12 protein-coding genes are annotated in these 14,125 nt (G+C 63.8%); 2 read left to right on the forward strand and 10 right to left on the reverse strand.

Features of this window, described 5'->3' with window-relative positions:
• Positions 1-7: 7 nt before the first annotated feature.
• The 3 genes from CKW09_RS12775 to CKW09_RS12785 form a co-directional block, all read right to left on the reverse strand.
• The gene (locus tag CKW09_RS12775) at positions 8-1,186 is read right to left on the reverse strand and encodes a 4-hydroxybenzoate 3-monooxygenase (protein WP_061795234.1); all 1,179 of its coding nucleotides are present in this window, start codon (positions 1,184-1,186) and stop codon (positions 8-10) included.
• 10 nt (positions 1,187-1,196) lie between these two features.
• Entirely contained in the window at positions 1,197-2,549 is a 1,353-nt protein-coding gene (locus tag CKW09_RS12780) for an MFS transporter (RefSeq protein WP_095097642.1), read from the reverse strand.
• 324 nt (positions 2,550-2,873) lie between these two features.
• Positions 2,874-4,235, reverse strand: a complete 1,362-nt coding sequence (locus tag CKW09_RS12785) for an MFS transporter (RefSeq protein ID WP_374188971.1) — start codon at positions 4,233-4,235, stop codon at positions 2,874-2,876.
• A gap of 251 nt (positions 4,236-4,486) precedes the next feature.
• Here CKW09_RS12785 and CKW09_RS12790 point away from each other — a divergent pair, with 251 nt between their 5' ends.
• Positions 4,487-5,314: an IclR family transcriptional regulator domain-containing protein gene (locus CKW09_RS12790; protein ID WP_061795231.1), complete on the forward strand. Its 828-nt coding sequence runs from the start codon at positions 4,487-4,489 to the stop codon at positions 5,312-5,314.
• Here the strand turns inward: CKW09_RS12790 and CKW09_RS12795 are convergent.
• The 5 genes from CKW09_RS12795 to CKW09_RS12815 all read right to left on the reverse strand — a co-directional run bounded on the left by CKW09_RS12795 (position 5,308) and on the right by CKW09_RS12815 (position 9,855).
• A complete protein-coding gene (locus CKW09_RS12795) occupies positions 5,308-6,645 on the reverse strand; it encodes a D-serine ammonia-lyase (protein ID WP_061795230.1) in 1,338 nt (445 codons plus the stop codon). The two genes, CKW09_RS12790 and CKW09_RS12795, sit on opposite strands and share 7 nt — an antisense overlap.
• Positions 6,646-6,761: 116 nt before the next feature.
• On the reverse strand, positions 6,762-7,448 hold the full coding sequence (locus CKW09_RS12800; protein ID WP_061795229.1) for a VIT1/CCC1 transporter family protein: 687 nt from the start codon (positions 7,446-7,448) through the stop codon (positions 6,762-6,764).
• 30 nt (positions 7,449-7,478) lie between these two features.
• Positions 7,479-7,952, reverse strand: coding sequence for a VOC family protein (locus CKW09_RS12805; protein WP_061795228.1), 474 nt, complete (start codon positions 7,950-7,952; stop codon positions 7,479-7,481).
• A gap of 12 nt (positions 7,953-7,964) precedes the next feature.
• The gene (locus tag CKW09_RS12810; RefSeq protein ID WP_061795227.1) at positions 7,965-8,318 is read right to left on the reverse strand and encodes a DUF1428 domain-containing protein; all 354 of its coding nucleotides are present in this window, start codon (positions 8,316-8,318) and stop codon (positions 7,965-7,967) included.
• Between the two features lie 103 nt (positions 8,319-8,421).
• Positions 8,422-9,855 (reverse strand): GGDEF domain-containing protein, encoded by a 1,434-nt coding sequence (locus tag CKW09_RS12815; protein ID WP_095097645.1) that lies wholly within the window; start codon positions 9,853-9,855, stop codon positions 8,422-8,424.
• A 331-nt stretch (positions 9,856-10,186) separates the two neighbouring features.
• Here CKW09_RS12815 and CKW09_RS12820 point away from each other — a divergent pair, with 331 nt between their 5' ends.
• Positions 10,187-11,290, forward strand: coding sequence for an ABC transporter substrate-binding protein (locus CKW09_RS12820; RefSeq protein ID WP_095097647.1), 1,104 nt, complete (start codon positions 10,187-10,189; stop codon positions 11,288-11,290).
• Positions 11,291-11,311: 21 nt separating this feature from the next.
• Here CKW09_RS12820 and CKW09_RS12825 read toward each other — a convergent pair whose 3' ends face one another.
• Both CKW09_RS12825 and CKW09_RS12830 read right to left on the reverse strand, forming a co-directional pair.
• Positions 11,312-12,982 carry a glycoside hydrolase family 13 protein gene (locus CKW09_RS12825; RefSeq protein ID WP_061795224.1) on the reverse strand — a complete coding sequence of 557 codons (1,671 nt, stop codon included), beginning with the start codon at positions 12,980-12,982 and terminating at the stop codon, positions 11,312-11,314.
• A 16-nt stretch (positions 12,983-12,998) separates the two neighbouring features.
• The gene (locus tag CKW09_RS12830) at positions 12,999-14,114 is read right to left on the reverse strand and encodes an ABC transporter ATP-binding protein (RefSeq protein ID WP_095097650.1); all 1,116 of its coding nucleotides are present in this window, start codon (positions 14,112-14,114) and stop codon (positions 12,999-13,001) included.
• Positions 14,115-14,125 lie beyond the last annotated feature (11 nt).

The raw sequence follows: 14,125 nt of genomic DNA on the forward strand, positions 1-14,125 counted from the left end.
TTTTCCCCTACATCAGCGGAAACGGCGCGCCGACGTAGTTTTCCGCCAGCATCGTCATGGCGCTGCGCGATTTCACCGTATATTGCAGTTCGGAAAGCTGCAGCCGGTGCTGGAACGGGCTGCTGTCCCGGCGGGTATGCAGCATGTTGGTCATCCACCAGGAGAAATGCTCGGCGCGCCACACCCGCTGCAGCGCCCGATCGCTGTAGTCGTCCAACCGGCGCCAGCTGCGGCGGCGATAGAGGCTCTCCAGCGCCTGGGCCAGCAGGCAAACGTCGGCCATCGCCAGGTTCAGCCCTTTGGCGCCGGTCGGCGGCACGATATGCGCCGCGTCGCCCGCCAGCAGCAAGCGCTTGCAGCGCATCGGCTCGGTGACGAAGCTGCGCATGCCCACCACGTTTTTCTGGAAAATGCGCCCCTGTTTCAACGACCAGCCGTCGTGGTTTTCCAGCCGGGTGGCCAGCTCGTGCCAGATGCGGTCGTCCGACCATTGCTCGACCCGTTCCGCCGGATCGCATTGGAAATACATGCGCTGCACGCCGGTTGAACGGGTGCTGATCAACGCAAAACCGCGCGCGTGGCGGGCATAGATCAGCTCATCGCTGGATGGCGGCGCCTCAACCAGAATGCCGAACCAGCCGAAAGGATAAACCCGGGTATAGTCCTGGCGCAGGCCGCCGGGCATCGCCGCCCGGCTGATGCCGTGAAAGCCGTCGCAGCCGATGACGAAATCGCAGTCGATCCGCTGCGCCGCGCCGTCAATTCGGTAATGCACCTGCGGGCGGTCGCTATCCAACGCCCGCAGCGCTACCTGCTCCACCCCGAAATAAAGCTGCCCCTGAGCCGCCAGGCGGGCGGCGATCAGGTCTTTCAGCACCTCGTGCTGCGCATAGACGGTGATGGCGCGGTCGGTCAGTTCGGTCAGGTCGATGCGGTGCTGCCGGCCGTCAAACGCCAGCCGGATGCCCTGATGCCGGGCGCCCTCGCGCCGCATGCGCTCGCCGAGGCCGGTCTGGTCAAGCAGATCGACGGTGCCCTGTTCCAGCACGCCGGCGCGGATGGTCGACTCCACCGCCTGGCGGCTGCGCGTTTCCAGCACCACCGATTCAATCCCCTGCAGGTGCAGCAGGTGGGACAACATGAGCCCGGCCGGGCCGGCGCCGATAATCGCAACCTGTGTGCGCATTGCCATCTCCTTATAACGCTTTATTGAACGAGCCCGGCAGCGCCGAAGCCCGGGTGGAAAAATGCTTGACCATCAGCGCCAGCGCGGCGACCAGCGCCGGGATCGCCAGCAGGGTGAAAATGGTGCTGAACGACAGCTGCATCTGCATCAGCACCCCGCCGCTCATGGCGCCGAGGATGCCGCCGAAGCGCCCGAGGCCGAGCATCCAGGCGACGCCGGTCGCTCGGCCCTGGGTCGGGTAAAATCCGGCGGCCAGCGCCGGCATGGAGGATTGCGCGCCGTTCATGCAGGTGCCGGCGATAAACACCGTCACCGCCATCAGCAGCGGATGGCTGTAGACGTAGCCGATGGCGCACACGAAGGCGCCGGTCAGCAGATACCCCACCGCCACCACCTTGTGCGGATCCATCCGGTCCATCAGCCAGCCGATAATCAGCACGCCGATGCCGCCGCCCAGCGGGAACAAGGCGGTAATCAGCGATGCCTGGCGAATGGAGGCGCCGGTTTCGCGGATCAGCAGCGGCAGCCAGCTGGTGAGCAGGTAAAAGATCATCAGACCCATAAAATAGGTCAGGCACAGCATCAGCGTGCCCAGCAGATAGCGGCGGGAGAAGATCACGCCCAGCGCCGATCGGGCATTGACCTGGCCGCTTTCAGTGAGCGTGAAGCGCACCGGCTGGCCGAGATTGAGCGGCGCAATGCGCCGCAACACGGCGGCGATGCGCTCGGCCGGGTAGCCGCACACCACCATAAAGCGCGCAGACTCCGGCAGCGCCGCGACCAGCGCCAGCGCCAGCAGCAGCGGCATCACCCCGCCCAGCACCATCACGCTCTGCCAGCCGAAGTGCGGGATCAGCCAGGCGGAAACGAAACCGCCCATCGAGGAGCCCAGCGGAAAACCGCAAAACATCAGATTCACCAGCAGCGCGCGCCGCCGCTGCGGCGCATATTCCGCCATCAGGGTGGCGGCGTTCGGCATCGCCGCGCCCAGCCCGAGACCGGTCAGGAAGCGCAGCAGCGTCAGGGCCGAGAGCGAGGTGGCGAAGGCGGTCAACAGGCTGAAGCCGCCGAACAGCGCCAGCGACAGCACCAGCACCTTTTTGCGGCCGATGCGATCCGCCAGCGGGCCGGCGCTCAACGCCCCCACCGCCAGCCCCACCAGGGCCGCGCTCATCACCGGGCCCAGCGCGGTTTTTTCTATTCCCCAGTCCTGCACCAGCGACGTGGCGATAAAGCCGATGATGGCGGTGTCGAAACCATCCAGCGCGACGGTGAGAAAGCACAGCGCCAAAATCAGCCATTGATAGCGGGAGAACGGGTGGTCGTCGATGAACGACTGAATTTCTACGTTGTGTTGAGACATAGCACGCTTCCTGGGTTGGCACGGCGTGGTGGGAACGGCCGGCGATAGCCCGGCGGGGCCATCGCATATTGTGCGATTATCGGAACATGGTTCGTTAATCGACTGACCCGATCAAAGCATTGCCGCCAAAAAGTTTCAATATTGTTAAATTAATAACCGTGCGATAACCGAACGAAAAAGCGCCGAGATTTGTTAAAGTTATTTTTTATCAGCGCGATAGGAGATTTTGGCGGGGAATTCAGGGTGTATTTTCTGTGAGTCAATTAACACTGCCGATACATTTCCGCATGGCGTCAGGACCGGCCGTTGGCCGGCCCCGCTGCCTTATGCGCCCTTGGCCGCCCCAACGCCCACCGGGCGGGCCTGGCGGTCGTATCCCCACAGTCCCTTGATAAAAACGGCGCCGGCGGTGATCAGCGCCGGAACGGCGAGGATGGCGAAGATTTGCTCAAACCCCCAGCCCAGCGCCAGCATTTGCGCCCCGGCGAAAGCGCTGAGAATGGCGCCGATGCGCCCGACGCCGTGCATCCAGCTGGAGCCGGTGGCGCGCGCCTCGGTGGGATAATAGCGGGCGGACAGCGCATTCATGCCGGTGTTGGCGCCGTTGAGGCAAAAGCCGCAGGCCAGCGCCAGTGCGCCGAGCAGCCAGCCGCTGTGTGCGGCGAGCCCGATGGCCAGCGTCAGGCAGGCCCCAAGCACATAGATCACGCCCAGCGCACGGTGCGGATTGGTGCGGTCCATCAACCAGCCGGCAAACAGCGAGCCGAAAGTGCCGCCCGCCTGATACAGCGCGGTGATCACCGCCGCCTGCGCCACGCTCAGGCCGATGCCCTTGACCAGCGTCGGCAGCCAGCTGCCCAGCAGATACACCAGAAACAGCGCCATAAAATAGCTCAGCCACAGCATCAGGCTGCCGAACAGATATTGACGCGAGACCACAATCTGCACCGCGCCTTTGCCGGGCGCCGCCGCCGGCGGCAAGGTATAGCGGGTGTCGGCGCGGGTGCTGCCCGGCGCCAGCCTCTCGACGATTTTGCCGATGCGCGCGGCGCTGGCGCGCTTGCTGACCAGAAACCTCACCGACTCCGGCAGCCGGGCCAGCAGCAACGGCACGCTCAGCAGAGGCAACACGCCGCCGAGGATCAACAGCGCGTGCCACCCCCACTGCGGAATGATCCACGACGCGGCGAAACCGCCCAGCGCGGCGCCGAAGGTGAAGCCGCAAAACACCACGGTGATGATGAACGAGCGTTTCTTTTCCGGCGCGTATTCCGAGATCAGCGTGCCGACGTTCGGCATCGCCGCCCCCAGCCCCAGGCCGGTCATAAAGCGAAAGAACGCCATCTGCTCGACGTTGTGCGACAGCGCGGTGAACAGCGTCCACAGGCCAAAGAAAAATACGCTGTTGATGATGATCATCCTGCGCCCCAGCCAATCCGCCAGCGGCCCGGCCAACAGCGCGCCGATCGCCAAACCGACCAGCGCGGCGCTGATCACCATGCCCAGTTGGGCGCTGCTCAGGCCCCACCCGCTCTTCAGCTCCGGCGCGATAAACCCCATCAGCGTAATGTCGAAACCGTCCAGCGCGATAACCCAAAAACCCAGCAAAACGATCAGTTTTTGATAGCCGCCCAGCGGGCGATCGTTAATCAGCGAGCGAACGTCAATTTCATTGGCAGCCACAATACGCATTCTCCTCCATAGATTTGAGCGGTCCTGCAAGATGCGCGACTATCATGAGTCATCAGGCGAGTCGGCAACGGGGGTCTACTATAATCGAGTTGCCAATCGAACCCACCGGTACGTTTTATTTCATGGAAAAATAGTGACTCCGGCGGGATAGGTAATATAAAACGCTGCATTAAAGCGCATAGCCGCGGTACGTGACGGGAAAGTTCGTCCATAACCGGCGGAAAATAACGTTTCAGGAGCCCGTAATGACCGAGACTTCTTCACCGGAAAGCGCTGAGGGCCTGCCGGTATCCGCCGTCAGCGGCGATCCTTTCAAAGGCGATCCCAACTTTATGGCCTCGCTGGCGCGCGGGCTGGAGGTGATCCAGGCGTTTACCCCACAGCGGCGCCTGATGTCGATCTCGCAGATCAGCCAAAAGACCGGCATTCCGCGCGCGGCGGTGCGCCGCTGCCTGTATACGCTCAACAAGCTGGGGTTCGTCTACGCGCAGGACGGCAAGAATTTTGAGCTGCGGCCGCGCATTCTGGCGCTGGCGCACGCTTACCTGGGCTCCACGCCGTTGGCCAAAACCACCCAGCCGGTACTGAAGCACATCAGCCAGGTGCTGAACGAGTCCTGCTCCATCGCCACGCTGGACGGCGACAATATCTTGTATATCGCCCGCGCCTCCAGCGAACGCATCATGACCATCGATCTGAACATCGGCAGCCGCCTGCCGGCGTTCGCCACCTCGATGGGCCGCGTGCTGCTGAGCCATTTGCCGCCTGAGAAACGCGAGGATTACCTCCAGCGCCTGACGCTGGTGCGCTATACCCGACACACCGTCGGTTCGATCGAAAAGCTGCGCGAAGAGCTGGGGCGGGTGCGGGCGCAGGGCTACGCCATCAACGATCAGGAGCTGGAAATCGGCCTGCGCTCGATAGCGGTGCCGATCGCCGACGCCAACGGCGGCGTCGCCGCGGCGCTGAACGTCGGCGTGCAGGCGGGACAGGTCCCGGTCAGCGAACTGACCGGGCGCATTCTGCCCATCCTGCGGGAAAGCGCGCAGGAGCTGTCACTGCTGGCTCACTGAGCGGCGCGCGCGGCGGCGAGGTATTTCGCCATCTCCGCCTCCGGCACCATGCCGCCGCCGGTCGCCCATACCAGATGGGTCGCCTGCGCCATGCGTTCTGCGCTCAGCCCGCGTTCGCGCAACCAGGCATGATCGGCCGCCAGCCGCCAGGGGCCCGCCATGCCGGCCAGCGCCGAAGGCTCCAGCCGGATGCCTTCCTGCCGATCCAACAGCCCCAGCAGCGCGAACATCTCGCCGTCGTCGAGAGTGTAAAAGGCGCTGAGCAGGCGCTCCATCGCCCGGCCGACGAAACCGGAGGCGCGGCCGACCGCCAGCCCGTCCGCCGCGGTGTGGTTATCGATGCCGAGATCCTGCACCGCGATGCCGTCATGCAGCCCGCTGTAAACGCCGAGCAGCATGCAGGGCGAGTGCGTCGGCTCGGCGAAGATGCAGTGGACGTGATCGCCGAACGCCAGTTTCAGCCCAAAGGCCACGCCGCCCGGCCCGCCGCCCACGCCGCACGGCAAATAGACGAACAGCGGGTGTTGCGCATCCACCCGAATGCCCTGCAGGTCGAACTGCCGCTTCAGCCGGCCACCGGCCACCGCATAGCCGAGAAACAGGGTTCGCGAGTTTTCATCGTCGATAAAGAAACAGCGCGGATCGTCCGCCGCCTGCCGCCGCCCCTGCTCGACGGCCACGCCATAATCTTCGGCGTATTCCACCACCGTTACGCCGTTGTCGCGCAGCTGTTGCTTTTTCCATTCGCGGGCGTCCGCCGACATGTGCACGCTGACGTCAAAGCCCAGCCGGGCGCTGATGATACCGATCGACAACCCCAGGTTGCCGGTGGAGCCGACGGCGATGCGATACCGGCTGAAAAACTCGCGCAACGGCGCCGAAAACAGCGTGGCGTAGTCGTCGGTCAAGGTCAGCAGCCCGGCCTCCAGCGCCAGCTTTTCCGCGTGCGCCAACACTTCATAAATGCCGCCGCGCGCCTTGATGGAGCCGGAGATCGGCAGGTGGCTGTCCTTCTTCAGCCACAGGCGGCCGCGCAGCGCCAGGCCGTAACGCAGATCCAGCGCCTGTTGCATGGCGGGAATGGCGACCAGCGGCGATTCGATCATCCCATTGGCGGCCCGCGTCTCTGGAAACGCCGCACTCAGGTAAGGGGCGAAACGCGCCAGGCGCCGCTCCGCGTCGGCCACATCCTCCGCGCTCAGCCCGACGTAGGGCAGCCCGGCCTGCAGCGTGGTCGCGCGCGGGTTGAACCAGGTAACGGGCTGCAGCGCCGCCATTTGCTGCAGCAGCGGGTGCCGCGCCACCAGTTGCTGAATCTCGGTTTCTTGCATCGGGTTTCCCTGTCGTGAGTGCCGGTGCGCAATAACATGCCGTTAACGCCGCCGGCTGACAAATGATAAAAACTAAGCTTAACATGCAGCAGATTGATGCAAGCGCCGGCAACCCGTCAGGACAGGCCGCCAAACAGCATGCCGACGCCGGAAGCCACCGCCATCGCCAGCGCGCTCCAGATCAGGATGCGCGCAATGCCGGGCAGCACCGGGGCGCCGCCGGTTTTGGCGGCGACGCCGCCGAGAATGCCCAGCGAAATCAGGGCGGACAGCACGATCGCCGGCCGGGCGTAAAGCGCGGGCGCCAGCAGCGTCACCAGCAGGGGCAGCAACGCGCCGACGGAAAAACTCAGGGCCGAAGCCAGCGCGGCCTGCAGCGGCCGGGCGCGGGTGATGGCGGAAATCCCCAGCTCATCGCGGGCGTGCGCCGCCAGGGCGTCATGCGCCATCAGCTTTTCGGCCACCTGCCTGGCCAGCGCCGGATCCAACCCGCGGTGCACGTAGATCGCCGTCAATTCGCGCGACTCGCCCGGGTAATCGCTGAGCAGCTCCGATTGCTCTTCCGCCAGCGCGGCCTTTTCGGTATCCGCCTGCGAAGACACGGAGACATACTCGCCGGTGGCCATCGACATCGCGCCCGCCACCAACCCGGCGATGCCGGCGATGGTCAGCGCGGCGTGCGTCGCATTGGCCGCCGCCACGCCGAGCAATAAGCTGGCCGTCGAGACAATCCCGTCGTTGGCGCCGAGCACCGCAGCCCGAAGCCAGCCTATGCGCGCCATGCTGTGCCGCTCTTTATGCATCGGTTCCCTTCCCTCGCGGCATGGGCGCCGTTACCCGCGCGCCGCCGCTTCCAGCCCGGCGATGTCGATTTTCACCATCTGCAGCATCGCTTCGGTGACTCGCCTGACTCTGGCGTCGTCGCTATCGTTCATCAGCTCGGTCAACCGCTTGGGGATAATCTGCCAGTACAGCCCCCAGCGGTCGCGCAGCCAGCCGCATTGTTCTATCTTGCCGCCTTCGCTCAGCCCGGCCCACAGCCGATCGATTTCCGCCTGATCGTCGCATTCAACCATCACCGAGAAACTGTGGTTGAACGGCTCCATCTGGCCGGCCTCAAACGCCGCATAGCGCTGATCGCCGAGCGTGAACGACGCCATTTTAACGCTGCCGGACGGGCCGCTCGGCGTATCCGCCAGCAGCACCGAGCGCCAGGTCACCGATGAACCGGGGATCAGAGAGACATACAGGTTCAACGCCCCGTCCATGTCCTTTTCGAACCACAGATGTTGGGTAATTTTGGTCATCGGATCCCCCCGCTATTCGTCGAGTATCGGCGCAAAGCCGCCGAAGATCATCCGCTTCCCGTCGAACGGCATCTGCTCGCCAAAGGCTTTCATGCGCGGATCGTTCATCATCTTTTGGTTAGCGGCGTCGCGCACCGCTTTGGAGGGATACTCTATCCAGCTGAACACCACCACTTCCCCGGCTTCGGCCTTCACCGCGCCGCGAAAGTCGGTGAGTTTGCCGTCGGGCACGTCGTCGCCCCAACACTCCACCACGCGCGTGGCGCCGAACTCCTTGAACAGCGGCGCGGCGGCCGCGGCCAGCTGATGGTACGCCTCCTTATTGGCGGCCGGTACCGCCACGACAAAACCGTCTACATAGCTCATCTTCAGGTTCCTCTTGTCCGAGAAAGACCGTCGGTCAGGCGCCGGCGAGATGCCGATGCCCCTTACCATTTTAGACGTCGTGGCCGAGGCGCGCCGGGGGGGATTAGATGTCGCTGTAAATCAAGGGGAAGGATTCCGGCGTGGCGACCTGGTTGCGGCCGGCGTTTTTCGCCTTGTACACCGCCAGGTCCGCCATCTTCAGCAGGCCGTCGAGATTTTGCCCGGCACCGCCGAGGCAGGTGACCATGCCGATGCTGACGGTGATCTGCAGCGGATTGCCGGCCGGCATGACGATCGCCTGCGCTTCGGTTTGCCGCCGCAGGCGCTCGGCCAGCTGCATTGCCTGCTGCTGCTGGCCGAGCGCGGCGACAATCGCAAACTCTTCGCCGCCCATGCGGCCGAACAGGTCGCCGTCGCGCAGGTTGCCGGCAATCGCCTGGGTAAAAGCCATCAACGCCGCATCGCCGCCGGCGTGGCCGAAGCGATCGTTAATCGATTTGAAATAGTCGATGTCCAGCATCATCACGCAGATCAGCTCGCCCTTCTGGGCCACCAACCGCGCCCCGCGCTGCATAAAGGCATTGCGGGTCAGCACGTGGGTCAGCGCGTCGTGGTTGGCCACGTGCTCCAGCGTGCTCAACAGCGTATTGCGGGCAAAGTTCATGCTGGCGACGGCGATCGGCCCCAGCGCCAGCAGCGCCACGCCCAGGCGCATCGACACCGTATTCTGCAGCACGTTCATATCGAGATTGGTGGAGATCAGCCCCAGATCGATCGCCAGGTGGCACCACAGCACATAGCCCAGCACGGCGATCATGGTGCTGAACAGCGAGAACGACATCGCCAGCCACAGCAGCACCGGCATCGGAAAGATCACCGCGCCGGGGCCGCCGACCAACAGGCTGCAGACGCAGGCCAGCAGCAACAGCGCCAGCACCGCGAGCTTTCTGCCGAGGTCCCGCCACTGGCACCGGCGGCGCGCCAAGCTGCGCAAACAGGTTTGCCAGTCGGCGGGAAAGGCCAGGATAAACGGCATCAGCGTGACGTAGTTGGTGAACTCCGATGAAAACCACAGCGCCAGCGCGGTAAAATACGGCCGGTCGAACAACAGCCGCGAAACGCCGGCGCCCGCCAGACCGGTGACGGCCGCGCTGACCAGGCAGATGCCGAACAGATACATGCTGGAAGAACCGCGTTGCAGCATGCGGGTTGGCGGCTGCAGCCGCATAAACAGCAGGTAGCCCAGCACCACCCCCGCCAGGTTGGCGCCGTTGAGCAGCGCGGCCCGGCCGAAGGGGCTGCCGGTCAGCAGATCCGCCGCAAGATAACCGAGCGCCGCCATGCCCCAACCGTAGCGATTGGCCAGTTTGGGATTACGGGCAAGCACCGCCAGCAACACCGCGTTTGCCGGCCAGAAGACCGCCAGAAAACCGGTCGGTCGGCTCAGGATGCCCAGCATGCAGGCGGCGAACACCAGCAGGAAGACGATGAACGCCTGCCAAAATTTGGACGTGTCGGGCAACGGAGTGGTTCGCATCTCGGATCCAGAGGCTTTCGCTAGCATAAGGTGACATCCCGCTTGCGCCACAACGTTATGGACTCGCGTCATGGCAGCCGGCGCCGAGGATAAAGTGAGCGGCCAGCCCGGCTATTATTGCCAGTTTTACAGGTCCGATCACCTGTTTCTTGATCGAAAAAAAACCATAGGCGTATCAATGTGTTGAAATTCCCGGCCGCCGGCGCCGGGCATCGCTCATTTTCCCATTAATCATTAATTACATAACGCCGCATAACGTAACCCTCTTTCCTTCGCGCCGGGCGGCGAAAAACAGATAATGATTATCACTTCCCCATTGACGAGACAAACGATGAAATCCCCCGTGAGCCGCCTGGTGTGCGCGTTGGCGCTGGCGTTGCCGTTGAGCGGCTTCGCCACCGCCTACCCCCTGACCGTTACCGATATGGACGGCCGCAAGGTCACCCTCAGCCATGAGCCGCAACACGTCATCCTGCAGGACGGCCGCGACATCCTGACGCTGGCGTTGCTGGATCGCGAAGATCCGTTCCGCCGGGTGGTCGCCTGGAACAACATGCCGAAGAAACAGGATACCGCCACCTGGACGCTGCTGAAGAGCACCTGGCCGCAGGCGGCGGGCATTTTGGATATGGGGTTTAACGATCAGGGCCAGGTCGATTTGGAAAGCGTGATCGCCAAGCGGCCGGATCTGATGATCGCCCAGCTGCGGGCCAAAGCGGCGCTGGAACAGTCCGGCGTCCTGACGTCGCTGAAAGGGCTGCATATTCCGGTGGTGTTCGTCGATTACGAACTGAACCCGGCCAAAAACACCGCCCCCAGCATAGATTTGCTGGGCCGGGTGTTGAATCAGGAGACGCGCGCCAGGGAGTATACCGACTTCTATCGGCAGAAATATCGGGCTATCCGGCAGCAGGTGGCGGCGATCAAGATCAAGCCGACGGTATTTATCGAGCCGATCGCCGGCAACAGCGACAACTGCTGCTTTACCCACTCGCACAACGGCTGGGGCGGTTTGGTCGAATCGGTGGGGGCCACCAATATCGGCTCCAGCCTGCTGCCGGGCGGCGCCGGGTTTGTTTCGCTGGAAAAAATCATCGCCATGAAGCCGGACGTCTACCTGATGACCGGCTCGGTGCGCCCGAACGCCAACGTGATCCCGTTTGGTTACAACGTTTCCGCGCCAGCGGTCGCCGACGCCTTCGACAAGCTGACCCGGCGCACCGGCGTCGCCAACCTGGCGCCGGTGGAGGATCATCGGGCATATGGCGTTTACCACCACTTCTACAACCACCCGTACAACATCATCGGCATGGAAATCCTGGCCAAGGACATCTATCCGCAGCAGTTCGGCCAGCTCGATCCCACCGCCGATTACCATCGGCTGATCCGGAAGTTTACCCGCATTCCGGACCAGCCGGTGATCCTGTCGCATTAACCCGGCGATGGCTGGCCGGGCTTATGCCCGGTACACCCGCGCCTCGAAAGGCCGCAGCCGCTGCGGCTCGCCGCCCTGCGGATAGTTGCCCAACCGCGGCCGCCAGCGCGCCAATGCCAGCCGATGCGGATCGACCTGCAGCTCCTGCGCGCTGAGGTTGCACAGCACCAGCCACCGTTGGTCGTTCAGGCTGCGGGTGTAGGCGTAGATATGCGGGTGCTCGGCCAGCTGCAGCTGATAGCGGCCATACACCAGCGCCGGCGTGGCCTTGCGCAGCCGGATCAGCGCCCGGTAGAAGTTGAACACCGAGTCGGCTTCGTCAAGCTGGCGCGCCGCGTTGATTGTCCGGTAATTCGGGTTGACGGCAAACCAGGGCTGCGCGCGGCTGAAACCGGCGTGCGGTCCGTCGCTCCACTGCATCGGCGTGCGCGCGTTATCGCGCCCGCTGCGGCTGAGAAACGCCAGGATCTGCGCCTCGTCCATGCCCCGCTCACGCAGCTGCGCCGCACGATTGCGCGCCGCCACGTCGTCGAAGTCGTTCAGACCGGCGAAGCGGGTGTTGGTCATGCCCAGCTCCTGCCCCTGATAGATAAAAGGGGTGCCCTGCATCAGAAAATACAGCGCGGCGATGGCGGTGGCGCTTTCCCGCCAGTAGCGCCCGTCGTCGCCCCATGCGGATACCACGCGCGGAATGTCATGGTTTTCGACGTACAGCGCGTTCCAGCCCTTGCCCTCCAGCAGCGTTTGCCAGCGGGTGAAGATGTGTTTCAGCCCCATCACGTCCAGCCCGGCGCCCGGCGAACGTCGGTGCCCGGTTTCCCACAGCTTGACGTGTTCGAACTGGAAAATCATGTTCAGCCGGCCGTGCCGTTCGCCCACCCAGTCCTCGCCCTGCTCCGCCGAGGCGCCGTTCATCTCGCCGACCGTCATGATGTCGTAGCGGTTAAACACCTGTCGGCACATGTCATCGACGTAATCCAGCAGGCCCGGGTAGTTGAGGTGGCGCTCGAACGACGGCACATGGCGCAATCCCTGCGGGTTGGGCAGGTCGCTCAGGCCCGGCTGTTTTTTCATATGGCAGATGGCGTCGATGCGAAAGCCGTCGATGCCCTTGTCCAGCCACCAGCGCATCATGTCGTACAGCGCCGCGCGCACCTCGGGGTTTTCCCAGTTGAGATCCGGCTGGCGTTCGGAGAACAGGTGCAGGAAATACTGCTCGCTGCCGGGGTGGTATTTCCAGGCCGAGCCGTTGAAGATGCTTTCCCAGTTGTTGGGTTCGGCGCCGTTTTTGCCGTCGCGCCAGATATACCAGTCGCGTTTGGCGCTGGATTTCGACGATCGGGATTCGATAAACCACGGATGTTCGTCCGAGGTGTGATTCACCACCAGATCCAGGATCAACCGCATGCCGCGGGCGTGCGTCTCGGCCAGCAGGCGGTCAAAATCCGCCATGCTGCCGAACTCCGTCATGATCGCCTGGTAGTCGCTGATGTCGTAGCCGTTATCGTCATTGGGCGATCGGTACATCGGGCAGATCCAAAGCACGTCGACGCCCAGCCGCTGCAGATAATCCAGCCGGTCGGCAATGCCGTTCAGATCGCCGATGCCATCGCCGTTGGAGTCCATAAAGCTGCGCGGGTAGATCTGATAGACCACCGCCTCTTTCCACCATCGCGCCGTTTCGCCGCTCATCGTGCGCTTGCCTCCGTTAATGCGTCTGTGACGATGCCAGAATGCGCGGGAAAGCCCGCCCCTGACGATCGAACAGGTAGCAGCAATCCACCGGCAGGCGCACCCCCAGCGGATCGCCGGCCCGAATGACCGAACGCTCCGGCTGCCGCACCACCCAGGGTTCGCCGGCGTTGCCGTTGTCCAGATACAGATAGGTTTCGTTGCCCATATGCTCGACGAACATCACCTCCCCCTGATATTCGCACTGCCCGGGATCGCCGCCGCGGATATGCTCCGGGCGAATGCCGACGTTGACGCTCTGGCCTTCGGCCGCCGCCGGGGTGGCGATCGGCAGCAGCAACGCCTTGCCGTTGTCCAACTCCACCACGCTTTGCCGCTCGCCGGCGCGGCGCAGAATGGCCGGGATCAGGTTCATCTTCGGCGAGCCGATAAACTGGGCGACGAATTCGTTGGCCGGCCGATCGTACAGCTCCAGCGGCGTGCCCACCTGTTCGATATGCCCTTTGTTGAGCACCACGATGCGGTCGGCCAGCGTCATCGCCTCTACCTGATCGTGGGTGACGTAAACGATGGTCGATCCCAGCCGCTGGTGCAGCGCCGCCACCTCCATGCGCATCTGCACCCGCAGCGACGCATCGAGGTTGGACAGCGGCTCGTCGAACAGAAACAGCTTGGGTTCGCGCACGATGGCGCGGCCAATCGCCACCCGCTGCCGCTGGCCGCCGGACAAATCTTTCGGCCGACGCGTCAGCAGCGGCTCCAGCTGCAGCGCCCGCGCGCATTCACGCACCCGCCGATCGATATCCGCCTTTGCATGGCCCGCCAGCTCCAGGGCAAACGCCATGTTCTGATAAACGCTCATGTGCGGGTACAGCGCATAGGATTGGAACACCATGCCGATGCCGCGTTCCGCCGGGGTATCGTCATTGACGTAGTTGCCGTCGATATACATGCCGCCGCCGCTGATTTCCTCCAGCCCGGCGATCATCCGCAGCAGCGTCGACTTGCCGCAGCCGGAAGGCCCGACGATCACCACGAACTCGCCGCTGTTGATCTGCAGATCCAGCGACCTTATCACCTCGGCATGAGCGCCGTAGCGTTTTTGCAGTTTTTCCAGCGTTAATTGCGCCATATCCCCTCCGA

Source organism: Serratia ficaria, assembly GCF_900187015.1.
Lineage (GTDB): Bacteria > Pseudomonadota > Gammaproteobacteria > Enterobacterales > Enterobacteriaceae > Serratia > Serratia ficaria.